This is a genomic window from Polaromonas sp. YR568, from assembly GCF_943372955.1.
Classification (GTDB): Bacteria; Pseudomonadota; Gammaproteobacteria; order Burkholderiales; family Burkholderiaceae_C; genus Polaromonas.
Map to the genome: position 1 here is coordinate 259,511 of NZ_CALSAL010000001.1, position 23,399 is coordinate 282,909.

Annotated in this window: 17 protein-coding genes and 1 riboswitch; of the genes, 9 read left to right on the plus strand and 8 right to left on the minus strand. The window is 62.0% G+C overall.

Annotation, left to right across the window (positions count from 1 at the left end; all coding sequences use genetic code 11):
- The first annotated feature begins 62 nt into the window (after window positions 1-62).
- From AAG793_RS01245 to AAG793_RS01275, 7 genes are all read left to right on the plus strand, one after another.
- A complete protein-coding gene (locus tag AAG793_RS01245) occupies window positions 63-521 on the plus strand; it encodes a type IV pilin protein (RefSeq protein WP_341902940.1) in 459 nt (152 codons plus the stop codon).
- Window positions 518-988 (plus strand): GspH/FimT family pseudopilin, encoded by a 471-nt coding sequence (locus tag AAG793_RS01250; RefSeq protein WP_341905332.1) that lies wholly within the window; start codon window positions 518-520, stop codon window positions 986-988. Before AAG793_RS01245 ends, AAG793_RS01250 begins: the two co-directional genes overlap by 4 nt.
- Complete coding sequence (pilV, locus tag AAG793_RS01255; RefSeq protein ID WP_341905334.1) at window positions 988-1,578, plus strand: type IV pilus modification protein PilV; 591 nt, start codon at window positions 988-990, stop codon at window positions 1,576-1,578. Before AAG793_RS01250 ends, pilV begins: the two co-directional genes overlap by 1 nt.
- Before the next feature lie 12 nt (window positions 1,579-1,590).
- Window positions 1,591-2,670 carry a PilW family protein gene (locus tag AAG793_RS01260; protein ID WP_341902943.1) on the plus strand — a complete coding sequence of 360 codons (1,080 nt, stop codon included), beginning with the start codon at window positions 1,591-1,593 and terminating at the stop codon, window positions 2,668-2,670.
- Window positions 2,667-3,203 carry a hypothetical protein gene (locus AAG793_RS01265; RefSeq protein WP_341902946.1) on the plus strand — a complete coding sequence of 179 codons (537 nt, stop codon included), beginning with the start codon at window positions 2,667-2,669 and terminating at the stop codon, window positions 3,201-3,203. Before AAG793_RS01260 ends, AAG793_RS01265 begins: the two co-directional genes overlap by 4 nt.
- 35 nt (window positions 3,204-3,238) lie before the next feature.
- Window positions 3,239-7,471, plus strand: coding sequence for a PilC/PilY family type IV pilus protein (locus AAG793_RS01270; RefSeq protein WP_341902950.1), 4,233 nt, complete (start codon window positions 3,239-3,241; stop codon window positions 7,469-7,471).
- Window positions 7,472-7,666: 195 nt separating this feature from the next.
- Complete coding sequence (locus AAG793_RS01275; protein ID WP_341902953.1) at window positions 7,667-8,224, plus strand: GspH/FimT family protein; 558 nt, start codon at window positions 7,667-7,669, stop codon at window positions 8,222-8,224.
- A gap of 49 nt (window positions 8,225-8,273) precedes the next feature.
- On the opposite strand, the gene nrdR is transcribed toward AAG793_RS01275, so the two are convergent.
- From nrdR to AAG793_RS01290, 3 genes are all read right to left on the minus strand, one after another.
- Window positions 8,274-8,741 (minus strand): transcriptional regulator NrdR, encoded by a 468-nt coding sequence (gene nrdR / locus AAG793_RS01280; RefSeq protein ID WP_341902956.1) that lies wholly within the window; start codon window positions 8,739-8,741, stop codon window positions 8,274-8,276.
- Between the two features lie 142 nt (window positions 8,742-8,883).
- On the minus strand, window positions 8,884-10,128 hold the full coding sequence (gene glyA, locus AAG793_RS01285) for a serine hydroxymethyltransferase (RefSeq protein ID WP_341902959.1): 1,245 nt from the start codon (window positions 10,126-10,128) through the stop codon (window positions 8,884-8,886).
- A gap of 56 nt (window positions 10,129-10,184) precedes the next feature.
- Window positions 10,185-10,313: riboswitch (ZMP/ZTP riboswitch) on the minus strand.
- Between the two features lie 32 nt (window positions 10,314-10,345).
- Window positions 10,346-11,224 (minus strand): transglycosylase SLT domain-containing protein, encoded by an 879-nt coding sequence (locus tag AAG793_RS01290; protein WP_341902961.1) that lies wholly within the window; start codon window positions 11,222-11,224, stop codon window positions 10,346-10,348.
- A gap of 807 nt (window positions 11,225-12,031) precedes the next feature.
- Between AAG793_RS01290 and AAG793_RS01295 the strand changes: the two genes are divergently transcribed.
- Both AAG793_RS01295 and AAG793_RS01300 read left to right on the plus strand, forming a co-directional pair.
- Window positions 12,032-15,982, plus strand: a complete 3,951-nt coding sequence (locus tag AAG793_RS01295; RefSeq protein WP_341902964.1) for a DUF748 domain-containing protein — start codon at window positions 12,032-12,034, stop codon at window positions 15,980-15,982.
- A gap of 227 nt (window positions 15,983-16,209) precedes the next feature.
- Complete coding sequence (locus tag AAG793_RS01300; protein ID WP_341902966.1) at window positions 16,210-19,029, plus strand: DUF349 domain-containing protein; 2,820 nt, start codon at window positions 16,210-16,212, stop codon at window positions 19,027-19,029.
- A 50-nt stretch (window positions 19,030-19,079) separates the two neighbouring features.
- Here AAG793_RS01300 and AAG793_RS01305 read toward each other — a convergent pair whose 3' ends face one another.
- The 5 genes from AAG793_RS01305 to AAG793_RS01325 form a co-directional block, all read right to left on the minus strand.
- Window positions 19,080-19,868 carry a M90 family metallopeptidase gene (locus tag AAG793_RS01305; protein WP_341902970.1) on the minus strand — a complete coding sequence of 263 codons (789 nt, stop codon included), beginning with the start codon at window positions 19,866-19,868 and terminating at the stop codon, window positions 19,080-19,082.
- A 7-nt stretch (window positions 19,869-19,875) separates the two neighbouring features.
- Entirely contained in the window at window positions 19,876-20,691 is an 816-nt protein-coding gene (locus AAG793_RS01310; RefSeq protein WP_341902972.1) for a UDP-2,3-diacylglucosamine diphosphatase, read from the minus strand.
- 65 nt (window positions 20,692-20,756) lie between these two features.
- Window positions 20,757-21,266 (minus strand): peptidylprolyl isomerase, encoded by a 510-nt coding sequence (locus tag AAG793_RS01315; protein ID WP_341902975.1) that lies wholly within the window; start codon window positions 21,264-21,266, stop codon window positions 20,757-20,759.
- Window positions 21,267-21,337: 71 nt separating this feature from the next.
- A complete protein-coding gene (locus AAG793_RS01320; RefSeq protein ID WP_341902977.1) occupies window positions 21,338-21,958 on the minus strand; it encodes a peptidylprolyl isomerase in 621 nt (206 codons plus the stop codon).
- 151 nt (window positions 21,959-22,109) lie between these two features.
- Entirely contained in the window at window positions 22,110-23,372 is a 1,263-nt protein-coding gene (locus tag AAG793_RS01325; RefSeq protein ID WP_341902980.1) for a L,D-transpeptidase, read from the minus strand.
- Between the last annotated feature and the right edge of the window lie 27 nt (window positions 23,373-23,399).

The window sequence follows — 23,399 nt, forward strand, 5'->3', positions numbered from 1 at the left end:
GAACCCTACCAGTTGTCTGCCGGGTCTGGCTGGTTGGGGTGCCAAGTCAGACACTGCCGGGTATGAGAAAACCACCGTTTCCCCAAGCCTCGTCTTCCGCGAAAGCCCGTCGCCAGCGGGGTTTCACGCTGCTGGAGCTTTTGATCACAGTGGCCATCATCGGTATCCTGTCCGCGATTGCCTACCCGTCCTACACCAAGTACATCGCCCGTGCCAACCGGACGGCTGTGCAGAGTTACATGTACACGCTCAGCAACAAGCAGGAGCAGTACATTCTTGACGCGCGCAGTTATGCGGCCAATCTGGCGGCTTTGAACGTGCCTGCGCCCAAAGAGATCGATGGCAAGTATGCCGTGACGGTGACTGCCGACATGACCACAACGCCGCCGAGCTACCTGATCACGGCCACCCCCCAAGGTGCGCAGGCCGTACAGGACGCGGCCTGTGGAACCCTGACGCTCAATCAGACCGGAACCAAAACCAAGTCGGGTGCTGGCACCGGCGTTTCCGATTGCTGGTGACAAAGGTCGGTATGCGACAGCATTCCTCTGGTTTCACTCTCATTGAGCTGTTGACGGTTGTGGCCCTGGCCAGCGTGATGATGGCCGTGGGGATTCCTTCATTCAAAAGTTTTGTTGCCGGGCAGCGTGTGAAGACCGCTACGGGGGAGTTTTCCAGCGCTGCCACGTTCGCGCGGTCGGAGGCCATCAAGCGCAATGCAGAGGTAGGCCTTTTCGCGGCCACCGGCGGTTGGGGCAACGGCTGGAGTGTGAAGGTCGGTACAACCTCGCTGGGCGAGCAACTGGCTTATTCGGGGATCACCATGAGCAGTGGTGTCACCGAGGTTGTCTACCTGGGCAGCGGGCGACTGAAGGAGCAGGCCACTGCAACCAGTGTCCAGGTCAACGGCACTGGAACGGATGCTGTTCGTTGTGTGGCTTTCGAGCTCAGTGGGTTGCCCAAGACCCGTTTGGGAGCGTGTTCATGATGGTGAGCGGCAGGTTTTTTCATCGTCCCTCGCGGCGTGACCAGCAAGGGTCCAGCATGATCGAGGTGTTGATCACCATGGTGATCCTGATGCTCGGGCTTCTCGGTCTGGTGGGGCTGATGGTCCAGAGCCAGCGCTCGCAGCTGGAGTCGTATCAACGCGTGCAGGCAGTGGTGGTAGCGCAGGACATGGTCAATCGCATCAATACCAATCGCAAGGTCGCTGTTTGCTACGTGGTGACTACCGGAGCGGATGGCACGCCTTATCTGGGAACCAACTCCACTTTGAGCCCGGCGTGCACGTCAGGAACCGCAGATCAGAATGCGCGCGCCGTCCAGGATCTGACCGACTGGAATAACCTGTTGTTGGGCAGTGCGGAAAAGATAGGCACCAACGACGCGGGTGCCATGTTGGGCGCACGCGGTTGCGTGAGCCAGGTCTCGGCTGGCGTGTACCAGGTCAGCGTGGTATGGCAGGGCACCGGTAAAACCGCAGCTCCTGCTGGCGTGACATGCGGCACCAACCTGTACGGTGATGACACCCAGCGCCGTGCCGTGTCGGTTCCAGTCCAGATTGCCAGCCTGAGCTGAGGACCTTACTCCATGACAAACTTGTCCCAGCCAGCGCGCTCCCGCCGTACCCTGCACAGCCAGCGAGGGATGACTCTGGTCGAGTGGATGATCTCCCTGACGATCGGATTGATTCTGCTTGCAGGACTCACCACGCTGATCGCCCGACAAAGCAGTACGCAGGCAGAGCTTGAAAAATCAAGCCGGCAAATTGAGAACGGGCGCTACGCCATGCAATTGCTGCAGGAGGACCTTCAACTGGCGGGTTACTACGGCGAGTTTTCCGCCGTATCCACGTTGACGGTGCCGACTACGCTGCCCGATCCATGCAGTGTGGCTGCTGCGGATTTGTCGAGCGCAATGCCTTTTTCCGTGCAGGGATACGACTCGCCGGGCGGGACTTTGCCAGCCGAGTTTGCAGCTTGCCCGTTGCTTGCCGCCAATCATCTGGACGGTACGGACATTCTGGTTGTGCGTCGGGCAGATACAGCCGTCGTCAGTGGGGCACTGGTTCCGGGTCAGGCTTATTTTCAGGCGGGGCTGAGCGCCTCGGGGCTCGAGTTCAACCGCGTGATCAGCGTCGCGACCAGTACGGCTGTGGACACCGCCGTGTTCACGCTTAAGAAGAAAGACACCCTCACGACCGCTGCATTGCGGAAGTATCTGGTGCATATCTATTACGTCAGCCCTTGCAGCGTTCCGGCGTCCGGCTCAGTCTGCTCGGCAGCTAATACCGATGATGGGGGTACCTCAGTCCCGACGCTCAAGCGCATGGAGTTGTCGGTACAGGGTGGGGCGACGAGGTTTGTGACAACGCCCCTCGTCGAGGGCATTGAAAAACTGCAACTTGATTATGGTTTCGACACCACCGGTGACGGTGCGCCGGACAGCTATGCCAAAGATGCTGCCACGGTGGGCGCCTGGGCTGATGTGGTGGCAATACGGGTCAATGTTCTGGCCCGAAACAACGAACGGACTGTCGGCTATCAGGACAACAAAACCTACACCCTTGGGCTTGACGGTACCACCACAGCGACCAACGACGCCTTCAAGCGGCGCGTTTTCAGCCAGTTGATCCGGCTTGTGAATCCCAGCGCACGGAGAGAGCAATGAATCGCCATCAGACTCAGAAGGGCTCCACTCTGCTCATCAGCATGATCATGCTGGTGGTGCTGACACTGCTGGTGGTGTTCAGCCTCAAGTCCGGCAATACCAATCTGCGAATCGCCGGCAACATGCAGACGCAGGCGGAGGCCTCTGCTGCGACGCAGGAAGCCATCGAAAAGGTGATCGAGCAGATCAAGGTGACCGAAGACCTGAGCCTGATTGCCGCGCAGACCGTGACGGTGGCTACCGGACCGGCAACCTACAACGTGCAGGTGCAGGCCATGAATACCTGTCTGGTTGAGGTTCCCATTTTGAGTTCCTCGCTGGACCCTTCCAAGGCCAATGACGTTGCCTGTTTCGAGGGCGGCGATGGCGACAATGCGATCAAGGCCGATGGCACCATGGTTTCCAAGCCTTCTGCATGCAAGCAGCAGCAGTGGGACATCCAGGCCAGCGTGACGGACGCGGCAACCGGCACCACATCCAGCCAGGTCCAGGGTATTTCGATCCGTGTTCCCTCAACCGTCAATTGCACCTAGCGTATTCAGCCCTCACAGGTTGCGGAGTCAGCACCATGAAAAAAATCCAGCTCTTTGTCGTTTGTTTGATCACCTGCCTGTTTGGTGCGTCTTTTCTCGTCCATGCGGAAGACATTGACGTCTACGCGGATAACAGCGGTGCGACTGGCGTGCCCAATGTCCTGCTGATACTTGATAACGCTGCGAACTTTTCATCCAACGCAGGCACCTGCACCTATTCCGACGGCACAGCGCCATCGCTCAACGGAACAGCGGGTGGTATTGAGCAGTGCGCCATCTACAACGTGATTTCCTCCCTGCCCGCTGATACGGTGAACATCGGATTGATGGTTTACAACGCCAACAACATCCGGGACATCAACAACGCCAACTGCGGTGGATCTGATGGGGGCTGCCTCGTTCAGCCGCTGACGCTGATGTCGGGTACGGCCAAAGCCAATTTTCTGGCCTGGATCAAAACATGGAAGACAGATGGCGGAGCCGGTGATGGGTACATCAAGGCCAACGGCGAGGCAACCGGGTCGGTCATGCAGGAGGCGTGGGCCTACTATGCCGGCAGAACGGGCTTGTCGGGCCGTTCGTACGCAGGCATCCAGCCCACAGCGGGCTGCCAGAAGAATTTTGTGATCTTCATCGGCAACGCGTTCACGACGGCGGGTACTCCGGGGGATGGTGGCAGTGCGAGCCCCAGAACGGCGCTCACTTCCGCGCCTGGAGTCACCAGCGGCCAGCTGACGAACATCACGGTTCCCTCAGGCTCCTACGGAACGACTGCGTTCAGCTGTGGCAGCTACACCATGGGTAACCACACTGAATCGTCTGGTCTGTACGCCGATGAGTGGGCGCGCTACATGTATCAGACGGACATCTACGGCGGCTTCGACGGGAACCAGGGGATCACTACCTATACCGTCGGATTGCTGGGCACCAGTTGCAAGCCCGACTATCCGGCATTGATGACTAGCATGGCGAAGTACGGCGGTGGAAAGTACTTTGCAACTTCGTCTTACGATGAAATTTCTACAGCCATCCTGAAAATCCTCAATGAAGTTCAGGCGGTCAACAGCGTGTTCTCGTCTGCCAGCCTTCCAGTCAGCGTCAACGCCCAGGGTACCTACCTGAACCAGATTTTTCTGGGCATGTTCCGTCCTGACTCGGGTGCCAATCCACGCTGGCTCGGCAACCTCAAGCAGTACCAGTTCATTCTGGAGTATCCGGATCCGACCAATCCAGATCCCAACACCGCAACACTGAAGCTCGGAGACAGCAACGGCAATGCGGCCATCAGTACGGCTGGCACCGGCTTCATCACGCCTGACGCTGTGAGCTTCTGGTCGAGGAAGGAAGTTGGCGTGGCACCTGATTCGACAGGCGGCTTTTTCGTCAATGACCAGCGGGGCTCTGGCCTCGCCTTCGACGCGCCTGACGGCGAGCTGGTTGAAAAGGGTGGCGCAGCGCAGCGTTCCCGCGTGAACAATCTGTCCGTCGACTACCTCTCCACACCGTCCAGTCCGCGTCGGCTGTACACCTACTGCCCGGGTGGCAGCAGCTGTTCGTCCACACTGACCGCCTCTGGCAATGCGTTCGCGACGACCAACGCGGCGATCACCGATGCGATGCTGAGCGCCTCTTCGCCCATTTCCGTGTCTTCCATCGTACGCTCAGGCACCACGGCAACCGTGACGACCAGCAGCAACCATGGGCTCACCTCTGGCGACACTGTCTCGATCAGCGGCGCCAATCAGAGCGAGTACAACGGTAACAAAGCCTCTGTCACAGTGACGGGCGCAACCACGTTCACATTCACCGTACCTGAGTATCCGGTGACGCCTGCGCTTGGCACTTACAGCGCATCGCGGCCTGGTGCGCCTCAGACGGTTACTTCCATCACGCGCAGTGGATCCACGGCAACCGTGACCCTGCCCGGTCATGGCTTTACGTCGGGGCAGTCCGTCACCATTTCGGGCGCGACCCAAGCGCAATACAACGGGACTTTCACGGTTACCCCCATCAATGTGAACTCCTTCTCGTATACGCTGACGGAGGGACCGGTGTCTCCGGCTGGTGGTGGTACCGCCAAGGTGGGTAGCACGACCCGCAACATTGAGGCCTACAACAGCAACCCCACGCCCGGTGTCGTGCGGGCCACCGGAAGCACCACGGTCACGGTCACCACCACCGCAAACCACGGATTCTCTGCCGGCAACCAGGTAACTATCTCTGGCGTTGCTGATGCATCAAACGTGGCGATCCCTGAGTACAACATCGGCCCTGTTTCCATCATCTCGAAGACCAACAAGTCGTTCACCTACGCGATCAGTGCGACGACCCCGACCAGCCCTGCCACCGGCACCATCACTGCCGATGGATCCGGCAACCCCAAAACCATCACCAGCCTGACAAGGGTGGGAACCATTGCCACGGCCACTGCCGCGGCGCACGGCTTCACAAACGGGCAGACCGTGAATATCGGCGGAACTGCCGGAACGAACGAATCGGCTTACGTCGGCAGCTTCGTGGTCTCCGGGGTCACGACCAACACGTTCAACTTCACGGTCGTCACGACGCCAACCACTCCAGCCACCGGGACCATCACGGTCAGCAAGTCTGGTTCAATCGACCGCACGGCCTTGATCAACTGGGTGCGCGGCGAAGACAACTTTGGTGATGAAGCCAGTCCCGGAAGCGGCTACACGGTTCGTCCGTCTGTTCACGGAGATGTGCTGCATTCGCGCCCCGTCGTGGTCAACTACGGTGATGGTCGGGGTCTGGTGGTTTATTACGGTGCGAATGACGGCATTTTCCGCGCCGTGAACGGTAGTCAGGCAACCAATATTCCGGACAACAGCTCTGGCGTCAAACCTGGCGAGGAGTTGTGGGGTCTGGTGTTGCCCGAATTTTTCGGCAAGTTGAACCGCCAGCGCATCAACAGCCCCGAACTGAAGCTTCCGTCGACGGCGCTGGCCAGCGCCCAGCCAAAAGACTATTTCATGGATGGTTCAGCGGGCGTCTTCCAGCAACTGAAGGCGGACGGCACGATTGACAAGGCTTATCTGTACCTCACCATGCGCAGGGGCGGGCGTTTCATCTATGCCCTGGATGTGACGGAGCCAACTGATCCCAAATTCATGTGGAAAGTCAGCTCGACCGACACGGGGTTCAGTGAATTGGGACAGACCTGGTCCCGTCCGCGGGTGACTCTGGTCAATGGCTATGCCAACCCTGTGGTGGTGTTTGGTGCGGGATACGACACCGCCGAAGACAGCGAGCCGCCCGTGGCGGGCACGATGGGGCGTGGCGTCTTTGTGCTGGACGCTGCAACTGGCGCGCGGGTCTGGAGTGCGGGGTACACGGCAGGCGCTACTTCATGCTCGGGCAATTCGACCCAGGCGGCTTGTGGCGTATCGGGCATGAACTGGTCCATCCCAAGTGACATCAGTTTTGTGGACCGTGACAACGATGGCAAGACCGACCGCTTCTACGCGCCAGACATGGGCGGCAACGTCTGGCGGGTGGACCTCGAACCCGCCGGCGGCAATACACCCGACAAATGGCAAGTGACCAAGCTGGCCGCGTTGGGATGCAGCGCCGGCACGTGCAGCAGTGGCACGACCCCCCGCAAGTTCTTCTTCCCGCCCAGCGTACTTCCAGTCGGGGTGACGGGTGGCGTGAGCTCGTATGACGTGGTCTTGCTGGGTTCTGGTGACCGGGAGCATCCGCTGAAGAGTACGGCAACCGGATCGTCCTACAACGTGACCAACCGTTTCTATGCGATCAAGGACACCATCACGGGCAAGGACTCATCCACTGCCACAACCATCACAGAGGCGACCCTATTCGATGCATCGACTGAAGCCTACAACGGAACCTTGAAAGGCTTCTACACGACCTATGCGACCGGTGAAAAATCCGTCAATGCCTCGTTAACCATTCGCGGAACCACGTTCTTCGGAACCAACCGGCCAACGCCCCCGAGCCTCACCTCGTGTTCCTCCAACCTCGGTGAGGCCAAGGGCTACGCACTCAATCCATTTACTGGTGCCTACGACTTCACCATCTACGATGGTGGCGGTCTGCCGCCAACGCCGACCGCCGGTATCGTGACCATCAGCACCGCCAAAGGAGACGTCAAGAAGGAATTCTGCGTGGGTTGCGGCGGCGGTGGCGGCGGCGGTGCCAGCGGCGATTGCAAGTCCGCACTCGGCGCCTGCACCCCGACCAAGGCGGTGCCCAAGAATATCCGCCGGACCTACTGGTACAAGAAATGAGTTTCCGGCAGCGGGCGGTCATGCACCGTCGCCCGCTGCCCTTGATGTTTTTATTTCCCTGCTGAATCGAGCTGATCTCCTCCAATGTGAGGATGTCACCCGCCAAGGGTCCCGCTACGATTTGTCGCATGGGTGACACCGCCTCGCACGAAGGAGGGTCATCGCTAAAGACAAACAAAAAAGCAGGGAGGTCTGATGGGGAGGTCCAAACGGTCCGGGCAGGACGGTGTGTCGCTGCTCGAAGTGTTGGTGGTGCTGGCGCTGGCCATCACATTTCAGGCGGTCGCGGCACCCGCGATGGGCAAGCTGACCGATTCATTCCGCTTGACGGCGAGCGCCAACAGCCTGTTCACAGGACTTCAGCTTGCCCGCAGCGAGGCCATTGCACGCAATTCAAGAGTGGTGCTCTGCAAATCGCCGGCTGGCGATCAGTGCGTCAGCACCGGGGGCTGGCATGAAGGCTGGATTGTCTTCAACGACGTCAACAACAACGCCAGCCGTGATCCGGGTGAGGAAATGCTGTTTCGTGAGCAGCCGTCTTCTTCGCCACTCCGGTTGACCGGCAACAGCACGGTTGCGAACTATGTCTCCTACACCGGTCTGGGCATGGCCCGTCACACTTCTGGCGCCTTCCAGGCGGGTACGTTCACAGTCTGTGTGCCGTCGGCAGCGCCGTCCGAGGCGCGCCAGTTGGTCCTCAGCAATACCGGCAGGGTGAGAACCACCCGTCTGACGGTGAGCCACTGCGGCTAATGGCCGTGCACGCGCCTGAAGGCGTCGCATTGGTGTCGCGTTGGTGGATTCAGCGCCCCTTCGATGAATTGCCGCCCACTTCATCAACCAGCGTCTTGAATTCGTCAATATCCTCAAAGCTGCGGTAGACGCTGGCAAAACGGACGTAGGCCACCTTGTCGAGCTTCTTGAGCTCGCGCATGACCAGCTCACCGAGGCGGTTGGACGCCACTTCGCGCAGCCCCAGGTTCAGCAGCTTTTCCTCGATGCGTTCAATGGCCGAGTCCACCTGCTCGGTACTGACCGGACGCTTTCGCAGCGCCAGCGTCATCGAGTCGAGGATCTTGCTGCGCTTGTATTCGATGCGCCGGCCGTCCTTCTTGACGATGGCGGGAAAGTTGACGTCGGGTCGCTCGTAGGTGGTAAAGCGCTTTTCACAGGCGCCGCACTGCCGCCGGCGGCGGATGAAGTCCGCATCTTCGGCCACCCGGGTCTCCACCACCTGGGTTTCCAGGTTGCCGCAGAACGGGCACTTCATGGCTGCGAGCCTTCAAATGCGAAAGCCTGGACCCCATCAGGGGCGCCCGCGGAACCGGCTTTGCCGGACCACTGGGCGCATTCCCTCTGCCGCCGAGGGACGGCGTTCAGGACGGAAGGCGCGCAGCGCCTCAGGGGAAGGATCACTTGTACACCGGGAACCGGGCGGTCAGGGCGTTGACCTTGGCACGCACCGCTTCAATGTTGGCCGCGTCGCGCGGGCTGTCCAGCACGTCAGCGATCAGGTTGGCGGTCAGTCGCGCCTCTTCGTCCTTGAAGCCGCGCGTGGTCATCGCCGGCGTGCCGATGCGCACACCGCTGGTGACCATCGGTTTCTCGGGGTCGTTCGGAATGGCGTTCTTGTTGATAGTCATGTGGGCGCTGCCCAGTACGGCCTCGGCTTCCTTGCCGGTGATGCCCTTGGCGCGCAGGTCGACCAGCATCACGTGGCTCTCGGTGCGACCGCTCACAATGCGCAAACCGCGCTGCGTCAGCGTGTCGGCCACGATCTGCGCGTTCTTGATCACCTGTTGCTGGTAAGCCTTGAAGTCTGGCGACATGGCTTCCTTGAAGGCCACCGCCTTGGCGGCGATCACGTGCATCAGTGGACCGCCCTGCAGGCCGGGGAAGATGGCGCTGTTGATGGCTTTCTCGTGCTCGGCCTTCATCAGGATGATGCCGCCACGCGGGCCACGCAGGCTCTTGTGGGTGGTGGAGGTCACGACGTCGGCATGCGGAACCGGGTTGGGGTACACGCCTGCGGCAATCAGGCCCGCGTAGTGGGCCATGTCCACCATGAAGATGGCGCCAACGTCTTTCGCCACTTTGGCGAAGCGGGCAAAGTCGATATGCAGGCTGTAGGCCGAGGCACCGGCGATGATGAGTTTGGGCTTGGTCTCGTGCGCCTTGCGCTCCATGGCGTCGTAGTCGATTTCTTCCTTGGCATTGAGACCATAGGAGACCACGTTGAACCATTTGCCGCTGATATTCAGCGCCATGCCGTGCGTCAGGTGACCGCCTTCAGCCAGGCTCATGCCCATGATGGTGTCGCCGGGCTTGAGGAAGGCCAGGAACACGGCCTCGTTGGCCGAAGCGCCGCAATGCGGCTGCACGTTGGCTGCGTCGGCGCCGAAGATGGTCTTGATGCGGTCGATCGCCAATTGCTCGGCCACGTCCACATGCTCGCAGCCACCGTAGTAGCGGCGGCCGGGATAGCCTTCAGCGTATTTGTTGGTGAGCTGCGAGCCCTGGGCTGCCATCACGGCAGGCGAGGCGTAGTTCTCGCTCGCAATCAGCTCGATGTGGTGCTCCTGCCGGGCATTCTCAGCCTGAATGGCAGCAAAAATTTCGGGATCGGTCTGTTCGACCAGGATGTTGCGGTGGTACATGGCAGTCCTTCAAGACTTGTATCCTTGTTCACCGGTCGAGCGTGACCGGTGAAAGCAAGGGCTGCCCAGGCGAACGGCTGAACGCTTCGGCCCATCGGCTGTCAGCGGTGCGCTTCCCAGTGGTGTCCCACGTCAGCCGAGCGGCTTGAAAAACCGCCAGCCTATCGCCAGTTGCGCACTCCCCTAGTGTAACTGAGGGGCACCGAAAAGGCGCCGTTCAGGAACGGCTGAGCAGGGCCACTTTTTCTGGAGCCTGGTCTGCGGGTGCGGCAGTCTCGGGCTGGGCTGGCAGCGAAGCCGGCACGGGGCGCGCCTGATCCCCTGCGTTGAGGAAGGGCGATGGTCGCTTGGAGCCCGCCACCGCCTGCAGACGTGCATGCTCAGCCATCACCTTGCTGGCATAACCGCCGTCATCTTCCAGGTTGGCAGCGCCCACGTAATACTTGAGACCCCCTTCGATGGAGCCTGCACGGGCGATGCATTCCTGCAATACCTTGACGCCCACCCGGAGATTGGTCACCGGGTCGAACGCGGCCAGTCTGCCACCAAAGTTGTCGTACTTGTCGTGATGGACCTTGGTCATCACCTGCATCAGGCCCTGTGCACCCACCGGGCTTTGCGCGAAGGGATTGAAGCCGGACTCAATGGCCATGATGGCCAGAATCAGCGTGGGGTCGAGCCGGGCTTTGGCACCGATCTCATAGGCCTCGGCCACCAGAACACTCAGCGGCTCAGGCGCCACGGCGTATTTTTTGCTCAACCAGTAGGCAATGGCTGCCTGCGGGGCAGGCAAGTCCTTGGGGTTGGACGCGGTGGCACGCTCGATTGCGCCGGGCTCGGTAAAGCCCAGTGCTTCGTCCTGGCGCTCTTGCAACCAGGTCATCAGTTTCATTTCGCCAGCCTGACGCAGGTCGGGCCGGGCGGTGAGGGTAATCACGGCAAACACGACCGCCAAGCCCAGAAGGGCAAAGCTGTTGTGCGTGATCTCGAAAAAGCCCTGGGCGATGTCGTCAACAATGTTCGAGACACTGCTGCGCACGTTGTTCACGTGCGTTTTGACATTCAGACCGGAGCCGAATTTTCCTAGCGCTGTCATAGCACTCCTTTCTACGTCTGCAAGCCTGGAGGGGCCGCGCAGACTTTGATTGGGTCGCCATCAAACCGTAACGCTCTCGACTGAGAGTCTGGTGGGGTGTCACCCCATCGGTTTGACGTTGCCAGCTTCGTCGTTGAAGAGGGCAGCGGGTTCGGGTTGTCCCTAAGTTTTTGGAACTGCGCGGATTCTATGGGCTTGTTTAATAACCTGTCAATAATATAAATTATAAATAATATTATTAAAAGTAGTTAAAAAGCGAGGCGAAACACGGGCAATCGGGCCAAAACCGACTGGGACAAGGCACTTGCAACGGCTTATTGATGCAACACGCCAGCTTAAGTTCAGCTCCCCAAACGGTGAAATCAGCCGCTTTCCCGTCCACTTGTCGGTCATTCACTGACATGTGCATCTCGCATGGGCCAGTGCTGCACGATGGGGTGGGGAGGTGAAAGAGATGTGTCCATGAGAACAGCAATCACACCGGCCATCGTGATTGAAAAGTTGCGCTTGCAGGCGGCGGCTGGCAGGTTTAATCTGGCGGTGCCTGAGGAATTCAGGCATCACCCGGGTAACCAACCCCGGGACAATTGGAGGCAATCACTTGCCTCCATCGCACTGTGAGACGATAACGCTCTCCCTTGCGAAGTCCGACGGCATGAGCATCACGCCCGCCGTCAACCCCGGTCGGTTCAGCTGACCGGGGTTTTTCATTTGGGGCCTGCGCAGCAGGCCCAATCCCGATGTTTTGCGGGGCTCATCGTGCTTGCCCATTGACCAATGGGCGCTAACGCTAAAAACTCGGAGCCTATGCCCCAGCTCGACACCGCCTTCCTGGTCACCCGCCTGCGCACTGCCGATTGGCGTGCAGCGGCCAGAAATCTTCCTTCGCAGGCCCTTGCCGTGACCCGCAGTTCCCTCTGGCGGCGGCGTGCGGCGTGGGCGTTGGGCAGTCTGGTGTTGCTTTGGGCGGTGGCCTGGGCTGCTGTGCCACCGCTGGTGAAGTCGCAGATCGAAAAAATCGCTTCTGAAAAACTGGGGCGTCAGGTCACCCTGGGAGCGGTTGACTTCAAGCCATGGTCGCTGGAGATCACGCTCACTGACCTCGCCATCCTGAAAGCGCCAGGCGCTGCAGGGGCCAACGCTGCTTCCCAGATGAAGATCAAGCGTATATATATAGATGGTGAATTGCAGTCCCTGCTGCGGCTGGCGCCGGTGGTTGACGCCATTGAGGTGGACGCACCAGTAGTTTTTCTCAGCCGGCTGGCTGAGGGGCGCTACGACATCGACGATGTTCTGACACGCCTGGCCGCCTCGCCAAGTGAGCCCGCCGCCAAGACGCCACGTTTTGCCCTCTACAACCTGGTGATTCGGGGAGGCGAGCTGGATTTTGCCGATCTGCCAGTGGCAAAAACCCACACCGTCCGTGAACTGAACCTGTCACTGCCTTTCCTGAGTAACCTGCCGTCCCAGCGTGAGGTCAAAACCAACCCGCACCTTGCCTTCAAGCTCAACGGCAGCAGCTTCGATACCGCGGCGGTCGGAACACCGTTCGCCCAGACGCGCAAAACCGATGCCACGCTGAATCTTGTCGGCTTCGACCTGAGTCCCTATCTCGGTTACTGGCCAGCCGGATTGCCAGTGCGGCTGCAAAGTGCCGTGGTGAACGCCGAGGTGAAGGTGGCTTTCGAGCAAAGCCCTGGCACGGTGGTTCGCATCTCTGGCACCGTCACGGCCAACCAGGTGCGGATTCTGGATACCCTGCCGGCTGAAGGCTCCTCTGCACCCGCCAGTCAGGGGGCCCCGGTGATGGGCAACACCGTTGCCAACCACGATCTGCTCCGTTTTGAGCGCCTGCACATCGTCATGGGCGACGTGCGGCCGCTGGAGCAGGTGGTCAAGCTTTCTGCGGTGGAGTTGTCCCAGCCAGTCATCGAGCTGCGCCGGAACCGGGCGGGTCAGCTCAATGTGCTGCCGCCCTCAAAAAGCGCGCCTCCCGCGCCCGGCCAGACGGCCACTCGACCGTGGCGGGTTGAAATGGCCCGCATGAGCGTCGAGGGTGGACAGATCCACTGGCGTGACGAGAGCCTCGCCGCCCCGGCCACGATTCGCCTGGCCGATGTGGCCCTCAATGCGTCGGCGCTGGCCTATCCGTTCGCGGCCAACGCGCCTTTGCAGTTTGATGGCTCGGCCAGCCTGGCACCGCCAGCCCAGGAGCCGGGCGACAAGGCCAGCTCCAGACCCGGCGGAACCACTGCGAGAAAAGCCAAGGCGCCGGCAGAGGCACACCCTGCGCAGCCGGCGCGGCTGAGCTTTCGTGGCACGGCGACCGACCAGGTGGCGCAAGCCACAGCCACACTCGCTGCCTGGCCGCTGAACATGGCGGCCAAGTACGTGGGCCAGTTTCTGTTGCCAGCCCTCAATGGGCAGCTGGATGCCGAACTGGCAGTGAATTGGCAGGCCGCTCGCGGCGACCAGGCACAGCGGCTGCAGATCATGGCGCCGCAGATTGCCGTGGGCGATGTGCAACTGGCCGAGGGCAGAACCTCGGTGGTGTCGGTCAAGCGCGTCGAGCTGACGCAGGCCGAGGTGGATGTGACCGGCAAGACCTTCAAGGCCGCTTCCCTGCAACTGACCCAGCCGCGGGCTCTCGTGGACCGGGGCACCGACAAGCGCTGGATGTATGAGCGTTGGCTGGTCACACCAACCAAATCACCAACAGGTAGGGGCGTGGCCGGTACGCCAGCCGATACGCCAGTCATTGCACCGCCGCCCAAAACCACCGAAGCCACCCGCGCCACGGCGCCCAGCTGGGCGGTGGCGATCAACGATGTGCAGCTGCAGGGCGGGGCGATGTCGTTTGCTGACAAGTCTGGCGTCAAGCCGGTCGCGTTTGAGGTCAGTGGTGTCCAGGCCCGCCTGGGTGCACTGGTGTTGGACGACAGACCCGGCCAGCAGGCACAAGCAGCCAAGCCCATGCCGCTGGCCGCTTCGCTGCGATTGGCGACCGGCCGGTTCGAGCCGGGCAGGGTGGATTTCAATGGCACGGTGGGATTGCTGCCCATTCAGGCGCAGGGGCGGCTCACGGCGGACCGCCTGCCGGTGCAAGCCTTTGAGCCCTATTTCGCCGATGCAGTCAACATCGAGCTGCTTCGCGCCGATGCCAGTTTCAAGGGACGGGTGTCGTACCGGCAAACGCCCAAGGGGCCGCAGGCCCGGCTGGCGGGCAACGTTGCGCTGGAGGAGTTTCAGGCCAACACACTCGCGCCCAGCGAAGACCTGCTGGCCTGGAAAGCGCTCAACCTGCGCGGTGTAGATGTGACCGTCGAGCCGGCCAGAGCCACAGTGGTGGAGGTCAAAGAGACCGTGATCACCGACTTCTTTGCCCGCGTGATCGTGCTGCCCGACGGCCGCATCAACCTGCAGGATCTGGTCAGAAAGCCCGCCACGCCACCGGTCGTTACGCCGGTGGCCACGTCCCCTGTTCCGGTATCGACAGCCCGGGCTGCTGCACCAGCACCAGCGGCAAGCAGCGGCCTGGAGCCAGTGATCCGATTTGGCCCGATGAGCCTCATCAACGGCAAGGTGCTGTTCTCCGACCGCTTCGTCAAACCGAATTACTCGGCAGACCTGAGCGACCTCACCGGCAAGCTCAGTGCGTTCTCGTCGGTGCCTGCGACCCCTGCCACCGGTACCGGGCCGGCCGCCCCCGAGATGGCTGATCTCGAGTTGCGGGGCCGCGCCGAGGGAACCGCCTCGCTCGAAATTCTGGGCAAACTCAATCCGCTGGCCACGCCGCTGGCGCTGGACATCAAGGGCAAGGTGCGCGATCTGGAGTTACCGCCGCTCTCGCCGTATTCAGTGAAGTACGCAGGCTATGGCATCAACCGCGGCAAGCTCAGTGTCGATGTCAGCTATCTCATCAAACCCGACGGACAGCTTACCGCCACCAACAAGGTCATCCTGAACCAGCTCGCTTTTGGCGACAAGGTCGAAGGCGCACCGGGCAGCCTGCCGGTCAAGCTGGCGGTGGCACTGCTGGCCGACCGCAATGGCGTCATCGATATTGACCTGCCGATCAGCGGCTCACTCAACGACCCGCAGTTCAGCCTCGGGCCGATCATCATCAAGGTCATCATCAACGTGATCGTCAAAGCCATCACGGCGCCGTTCAGTCTGCTGGCCAGCGCGTTCGGGGGCGGCGGCGATGAGCTGAGCATCGTGTCCTTTGCAGCCGGCAGCGCACAGCTGTCGGCCGAGGCCAAGGCAGGGCTCGACAAGGTGGCCAAGGCATTGCTGGACCGCCCCTCGCTGCAACTCACCGTGGTGGGCATCAGCAGTGTCGAGGTGGAGCGCGAAGGCTTCAAGCGGGAGCGGCTCGATGCACTGGTGCGCGCCGAGAAGCGCCGCAGCACCGTGAAGGAGGGCGGCACCACCTCGGCCACCGTGACGGTCAGCGTCGACGAGTACCCCGCGCTGCTCAAGGAGGTCTACAAGCGCGCCGACATGCCGAAGCCGCGCAACCTGATCGGCCTGGCCAAAGACCTGCCAGTGCCCGAGATGGAAAAACTGCTGATGGCCAGCATCACCGTGAACGACGACGCCATGCGCGAGCTGGCAGTGCAGCGCGGTGTGGCAGTGAAAGACTACCTGGCCAGCCGCGAATTGCCACCAGCGCGGCTCTTCCTCGGGGCTGCCAAAGCCGTGCCACCCGAGGCCAAATGGACACCGCGCGCGGAGCTCAATTTGGCGATGCCCTAAAAACAGCGAAAATAGCTGGATTGCCCGGCTTGCCCGTGAAGTCGGGCAGCGGAGCTGCTGGCTGTGCACGCCAGCGCTGCTTCCATGTCCCTCCACAGTCTGTGATCGCTTGCCTGCCCGGGGCAGGTGAGCGCACCGGCCCGCCGCGCGTCATCGTCTTGACGCACTGACGCGCTTTTGATTGTTTCCGTTCCGATTGAATTTCACTTTTTATGCTGCGTTTCCCCATGTCCAAATCTTCCAAAGCCGATACCTCTCCAGCGCCAGCCACCAAACCCGGTGGAGCCAAAGGCGCTGATGCGCATCCGCTGGACGGCATCACGGGCGGCGCATTTTCTGCGCCCACATCGGGTGAGCGTGCGGCCCGCATTCGCCAGTGGCTGGCCGGCGAGCCATCTGCCGAGCAGATGGCCGATGTTTATAAGGAACTCGCCAATCGCGACAAGGGCGCTGCCAAGCCGCTGAAGGAAAAGCTTGATGAACTCAAGCGCAGCAAGGGTCAGGAGGCGGTTGCCGCCGAATGGGCCGAAAAGGCCAACGCCCTGCTGGCCCTGTCCAAGCTGAACCTGGCCGATGCGCTGGCCTGGCAGCGTGACGCTGCGAAGGCGGGCGCGCCGTTGTCGCGCGAGCCACTGGCTGGCCTCAAGGTACAGCTGGCCGAGCGTGTGAAAACCATCGAAGACCTGCAGCACCGCACCCAGGTGCAGCGAGAGGCCGCCGTGCTGATCGCCCAGCGCATTGAAGTGCTGTCGATCAAACCCTGGCGCGAAGCGGAAGCCGCTCTTGAAACCCTGCGCGCCGATGTGACCCACTGGCAGGCGCAGGCTGATGAGGTGACTGCAGACGCGAACTGGGCCAGCGTGGACGCCAAATTCCCGCCTCTGCTCGACGCCTCACGTGCCCAGTTGCTGGCCGTGTGGGAAGCGTTCCAGGGCGCATTGGCCCAGGCTGTGAAAGCCGCTGAAGACACGGCTGCGCCTTTGCCAGCGGTTCCGGTGTGGGCGGACGAGTTGCGCGTGGCACGCGGCGTGGCCCCGGTGGAAGGTGAGGCTGCGGCCCGTGCGCCCAAAGCCCGGATGGACCCGGCCGTACTGAAAGAGATGCGTGAAAAAGCTGCCGCTGCCGTGCAGGCGGCCCTCGCCAAACTCGAGCACGAGGTGACCGAAGGCCACGGCAAGTCCACTCCGAAGGTGGCCGCCGAGCTGCGCCAGGCGCTGAAGGAAAACATCCGCCACATCGACAGCAAGCTCGAAGCCGCCGCCCACGCGGCCCTGACGGCTGCGGGCGAGCTGGAAGGCTGGCAGCGCTGGCGTGCCGACCAGATCCGTGAAGAACTGGTGGGCAAGGCCGAGGCTCTGGTGGCCAAGCCACTGGGTGGCCGCAAACAGCAGGAAGCCCTGCGCGCCATGCGCGAGCAGTGGAAAACCAGCGACCAGGGCGGCACACCCAACCACGCGCTGTGGAAGCGCTTTGATGACGCCTGCAATGAAGCGCACAAGGTGGTTGAAGCCTGGCTGGAGAAGGTCAAGGAGCAAAGCGAAGCCGTCAAGGCCGAGCGACGTGCGCTGATTGACGAAGTACTGGCCTGGGCTGAGGCCCACAAGACCAACACCGACTGGAAGCACCATATCCGCAGCCTCAATGGCTTCGTGGAAAAGTGGCGCGAAGCTGGTCATCTGGGCGAAAAAGCATTTGCCGAGATTCAGCCGCAATGGAAAGCAGCGATGGATGCCGCCGATGCGCCACTGACTGCCGCACGTCACGACAGTACGGCGCGCCGCAAAGCCATGATTGAAGAGGCGCAGGCTCTGGGTGCCGAGCCAGTGCTGCGCATTGACGCGGTCAAGGCTCTGCAGCAGCGCTGGCAGCATGAAGCGCAGGCCGTGCCGATTGAGCGCAAGCTCGAACAGAAAATGTGGGACGCGTTCCGCAAGCCGATTGACGACGCTTTCCAGCGCAAGACGGCCGAGCGCGAAAAGGCTGCTGCGGCTCTGGGTGAGTACGACCGCATGGTGCTGGAGGCGTCCAAGGCGGTGGCTGCGGCCACAGCGAGTGGCGATGCGCAGAAAATCCACGCTGCCGCCAAGGCGCTGGAGGCGATCGTGCAGGGCAAGGTGCCTGTACCGGCACCGGCTGCCGCAGCGGTTGCGCCCGCAGCCGCCGAACCCGCAGCGGTGACTGAAACAGAATCCGAACCTGCCCCTGTTGCGGTTGCGGCACCTGCGGCTTCTTCTGAGGCTGAAACTGTTGCAGTACCCGTTGCAGAGGCCGTTGCGGAAACCAGAGACTCTGCACCAGAGACGACTGCCGAAGCCCCAGCCCCCGCTGCCCCGCCCAAGCCAGCCCCCAAGCCGGTGGTCGCCATGCGTGGTGATGATCGCCCCGGTATGCGCAAGGCAGAGCCCGCAGCGGCTGGGCGTGGTGGCAAGTTCGGTGACCGCAAGGATGCCCGCCCTGGCAGCAAACCGGGTGGTCCGCGCGGCAGCACCGACAACAAGTTCGAGCCCTATCGCCCTGAGCGTGAAGGTCGCGGCGGGCGTGACGAGCGCGGTCCGCGCAGCGACCGCCCCGCGTTTGAGGAGCGCGGCCCGCGTCTGGGTGATGCCGCATTCCGTGCCCAGCGCGAAGCCTTCGAGGCCGCCAACCTGGCGTTGAAAAAGCTGGCGATGCAGGCGCATGGTGAGGTGCTGACCCATCTCGTCACCGCATGGGAAAAGCGCGACCCGGCGCAACTGCCCGGTGTTCAGGAACTCGGCAAGCAAGTCACGCCAGCGGTGCGCAGTCGCTGGGTTCAGGCCGTCAGTGCACCTGCCGGCAAGGACGCTGCCGAGTCGCTGCTCCGCATGGAGATCGCCGCCGATGTGCCCACGCCGGCCGATCAGCTCAGTGCGCGCCGCATGTTGCAGTTGCAACTGCTGACCCGGCGCAACGCACCTGCACCTTCAGAGACCTGGGGCGAAGACGTCGCGCAGGTGCTGGGCAGCCCGTTTGATGCGGCCCATGCACGCCGCGTACAAAACGCTTTGAAGGTGTTGCTCAAGCGTTGAGCGGGTTTCCTCGGGGCGGCACTCTCGGGTGCCGCTCCAGAGCGCCACGCTCAGGTGCGACGGACGAGGAAGAACTTGTCGAACAGCACCGTCAGCGCCGGAAACTCTAGCGTGAAACGTTCGCGGTTCACAAAGTAGGCTTCGCTGGTCACTGCGAAAAACTCCGCCGGTGAGGTGGCGCCATAGGCATCGAGCCAGGGTGCCTCGGCACCGAAGCGCTGGGCCATGGCCACTTTCTCGCAGAACGCGTCGTAGGCTGGCTGCATGGTTTCATGCCAGTCGGACTGTGAGCGTCGGGTGGCAAGCGGCGGGCAGCCATCGGCCTCGCCATCGCGCATGTCGATCTTGTGGACGAACTCGTGAATCACCAGGTTGTGTCCGCCCTCGGCCGACGCACCGGCGGCCTCCACGTGCTCCCAGCTCAGGGTGACCGGCCCGTCCTGCATGGCCTCGCCCTGCAGCACTTCGCGGTAGCGGTGAACAACTCCGGTGTGGTCGGTGACTTCACGTTGGGCCACCATCGGGCCGGGGTGAACCACGATGCCTGTGAACCCGTCATACCAGCGAAGGCCCAGATGAAGCACTGGCAGGCAGGCCTGCGCTGCAATCGCCACAGCCATCGCGTCGGTCACGACCAAACCGTTGACGCCAGTGAATTCCTTGCGTTTCAAAAACCGCTCCACGAGGCCCCGCAATTGCTGCAGATCAGCGACGGGGCGACGGGCCAGAAAGGGGTATTGCAGCAGCGTGTCGAGCCAGAGCTGCTCGAGTATTGCACTTTTGGATGCCGAGGCATTCGGTTGGGCCGCACGGCCGAGGTTTTTGAGCCAGTTCAGCATGGCCGGATCACAGCAAGGGAATGCGTTTGAGGCCGTCTACTGTCAGTCGCAGCACCTCCGCGCGCGGAACCGTGGCAGCAGCGTCCCAGTCGCTCAGCACAATGCGCGCCATGCCTTGCCCCAGGTCATGAACGGCCGGTTTGTGGGTGTGGCCATGAATCAGCACCTGCGAATCAGCGGCGTGCAGCCACTGGCGCGCGGCAGCTGTGTCCACGTCGACTTCCGGCGTACCGGCAGTACGGCGTTGTGCATGGGCCCTCTCGCTTTGCTGCCGCAACTGGCGGGCAATGGTTTGCCTCTCTGCCAGCGGTTTGGCCAGAAAGGCTGTCTGCCATTGCGGGCTGCGCACCTGATCCCGGAACTGCAGGTAGTCGGTGTCGTCAAGGCACAGCGCGTCGCCATGCGAGAGCAGCCAGCGGCGCTGCGTCGTGGCTGGAAACACCAGCACCGTGGGGTCTTGCAGCAAGGTCGCGTTGCACAGGTCCATCAGATGGGGCCCGACGAGAAAGTCGCGGTTGCCGTGCATGAAGTACAGCGCCAGACGCCCGGCAGTTTGCCCCATCAGGCGTGCGCACTGGCCTTCAAAAGAGGTGGCCGGCAGGCTCAGGTCGGCGCCGGCGGCATCGTCGCCCACCCACGCCTCGAACAGGTCGCCGAGGATGAACACCGCATCAGCCGGCGTGCTCTCCATGTAGTGCTGCCAGGCCGCGAAGGTGGCGGCATCGCCAGCCTGCAGGTGCAGGTCGGAGATGAAGTCCACGGTGCGCCAGGTGGCGGGTGCCTCCAGCGACTGGATCACAGGCGGCGTGGCAGGTGTGCTCATGGCGTGTGGCACTGCTGTTCAGTGCCAGAGGTGGGAAAGAGTGGCCTGCACGCGCATGCGGCGCGTCAGGCCAGCGCCACGGCTTTCTCGATGACCACATCTTCCAGTGGCACGTCGTCGTGAAAGCCCTTGCGGCCGGTCTTCACGGTCTTGATTTTGTCGACTACTTCGGTGCCCGAAATCACCTTGCCAAACACCGCGTAGCCCCAGTCGGAAGGCGTGGGCGAGGTGTGGTTCAGGAAACTGTTGTCAGACACGTTGATGAAGAACTGTGCGCTGGCCGAATGTGGTGCGTTGGTACGCGCCATGGCCACGGTGTAGGTGTCGTTCTTCAGGCCGTTGTTGGCTTCGTTTTCGATCTCGCCATCGGTGGGCTTTTGTTTCATGCCCACTTCAAAACCACCGCCCTGCACCATGAAGCCGGGGATCACGCGGTGAAACACGGTGTTGCTGTAATGGCCCTTGTTCACATAGCTCAGGAAGTTGGCGACGGTCTTGGGTGCCTTGGCAGCATCCAGCTCCAGCGTGATGACGCCGTGGCCTGCAATGTGGAGTTCGACTTTGGGGTTGCTCATGGGGTTCCAGTGAAAAAGTGAAGAGGTGAAGAGGTGAAGAGGTGAAGAGGTGAAGAGGTAAAGGGAAGCGCTCAGGGATTGAGCAGGGTGGCAGATTTGATGACGACCGGTGTCCTGGGCACATCGGTCGGGAAGGGGCCACCTGCACCGGTAGGCACCGTCCGGATGGTCTGGATCACATCCATCCCGCTGATGACCTTGCCAAACACGGTGTAGCCGTAAAGCTGCGGCGCGTTGAGCAGCTGGGCCCGCGCGACGTTCTCGTAGGTGCGCCCCTGGTATTCGAAGCGCGGCACCGGGTCACCGGGTGGGATCAACGTCGGGTCGAGGAAGTCGTTGTCCTGTACGTTGATGAAGAACTGGGCCGTGGCCGATTGCGGGTCGCTGGTGCGCGCCATGGCGAGGGTACCTGTGACATTCTTCGGGCCGCCCTTGCTCAGCGCCTCGCGGCCCTCATGGGGGACGGGGGGGCGCGTTTTCTTTTCGGTGTAGCTGGCATCGAAGCCGCCACCCTGAATCATGAAGTTGCTGATGACGCGGTGAAAGATCGTGCCGTCGTAGTGCTTGTCTTTCACGTACTGCATGAAGTTGGCCACCGTTTTGGGTGCTTTGTCTGGATAGAGCTCCACGACAAAGTCGCCCTGGCTGGTGGAGAACTTCACTTGCGGCGTTGGTGCAGTGGTTTGGGCCATGGCCAACGGGGCCGCAGCCAGTGTGAGGCAGGCGATTGCCGTGCCAAGGCCAGTGAGGAACTGACGGCGCACCGACTCTGATACGCCGCATCTACCGAGGGCAGGGGCTTCATGTGGGTGTGAGGAGGCGTTCGGCGAGTTGGCCATCATGTCAAAGCGTGCCTTCAAAAAAGATCTTCCACTGCGTGCCCTGGCGGACCCAGTACTGCCGTTTGGTGAGCCCGGTACGGGCCCCTTTGGCCACTTCACCAAAGGTTACCACCATGGTGTCTGCGGTGTCTGTCCAGCGCAGATAGGACACATCCTTGATCTGGGTACCCCGGTTACCGACCTGCTTGAGTTCGCTTTGCAGTGTGGGCGTCCATTGGGCGAAGGTTTTGCCGTAACTGGTGAAGTCCGGCGTGTACCACGCGGTGAGCTTGCGGATGTCACCGCTTGATTTCGTGGTGTGCCAGCCCTTCAGGGCTTCCTCGAACGACTGTACCTCGGCCTTCAGCGACTGGGGCGGGACCCACTTCAGGCTCTGCGAGATCACCACAGGCGTGCTGCGCACCTCCACCGTCCTGATGATGCGTTCGAGGTCTGGATTGGCCAGTACCACGCAGCCGTCGCTGGCCTGCGGCGCGCGCGAGAACTGCTCGGGCGGCGTGCCGTGAAGCCAGATGCCGCTGCCGGTCTTGCCACGCTTGAGGTCGAGCTGGTTGGGGTAGTTGATGGGCAGGGCGCCGGCGCCGTAGAAGTCTTTCAGCGAACGCGGGTTGAGGTTGCTGGTGATGAAGTACACACCCAGCGGGGTGCGCTGGTCGCCCTCAACGGCTTTCTCGGTGCCCAGTTTGCCGACCGAGATGTAGTAGTCAGCGACCAGCTTGAGGCCGGTGGCGGTGTTCTCGAACAGGTACAGCCTCGACTTCGAGGCGTCTACGGCGATGGCGTGTTTGTTCTGTGGCGACAGCGCCAGGAACTGCGAAGGCACCAGACCCGGGGCAGGGCGCTCGCGCAGGGCGCGCAGCCGCTGCTGGGATTCCTTGCGCAGGTCTGCCAGCACCGGCGCAGCGGCCTTTGCCTCACCTTCCGGAACATCTCCAAGGGTTTTCACGGGCCGCATCTGCCCTGCCAGCAAATCGCCATAGACGAGCTGCGCCAGCTGGAAGTTCGGGTGGTCTTTCACCAGGCCTTCGGCCTGCTTGAGCGCTTCGCGATTGGCCGACCGCCCGATGAGGCGGTAAATCTCGATGAGCCGGGCCTCTGCCTCGCCGTCACGAACGGCAGCGGCGCGCGGTGCGGCCGCTGGCGTCTTGCGCGCCGGGGTCTGGGCCTTTTCTGCCTGTGCTGCGAGGGCACGGGCTGGCCAGCTGCTCCACAGGGCAACGCAAGCCAGCGCCCACAGGCCGATCTTCAGCGCAGAGCCCGGCATGGTCCTCATTTGTCAGAACGTTCGGCT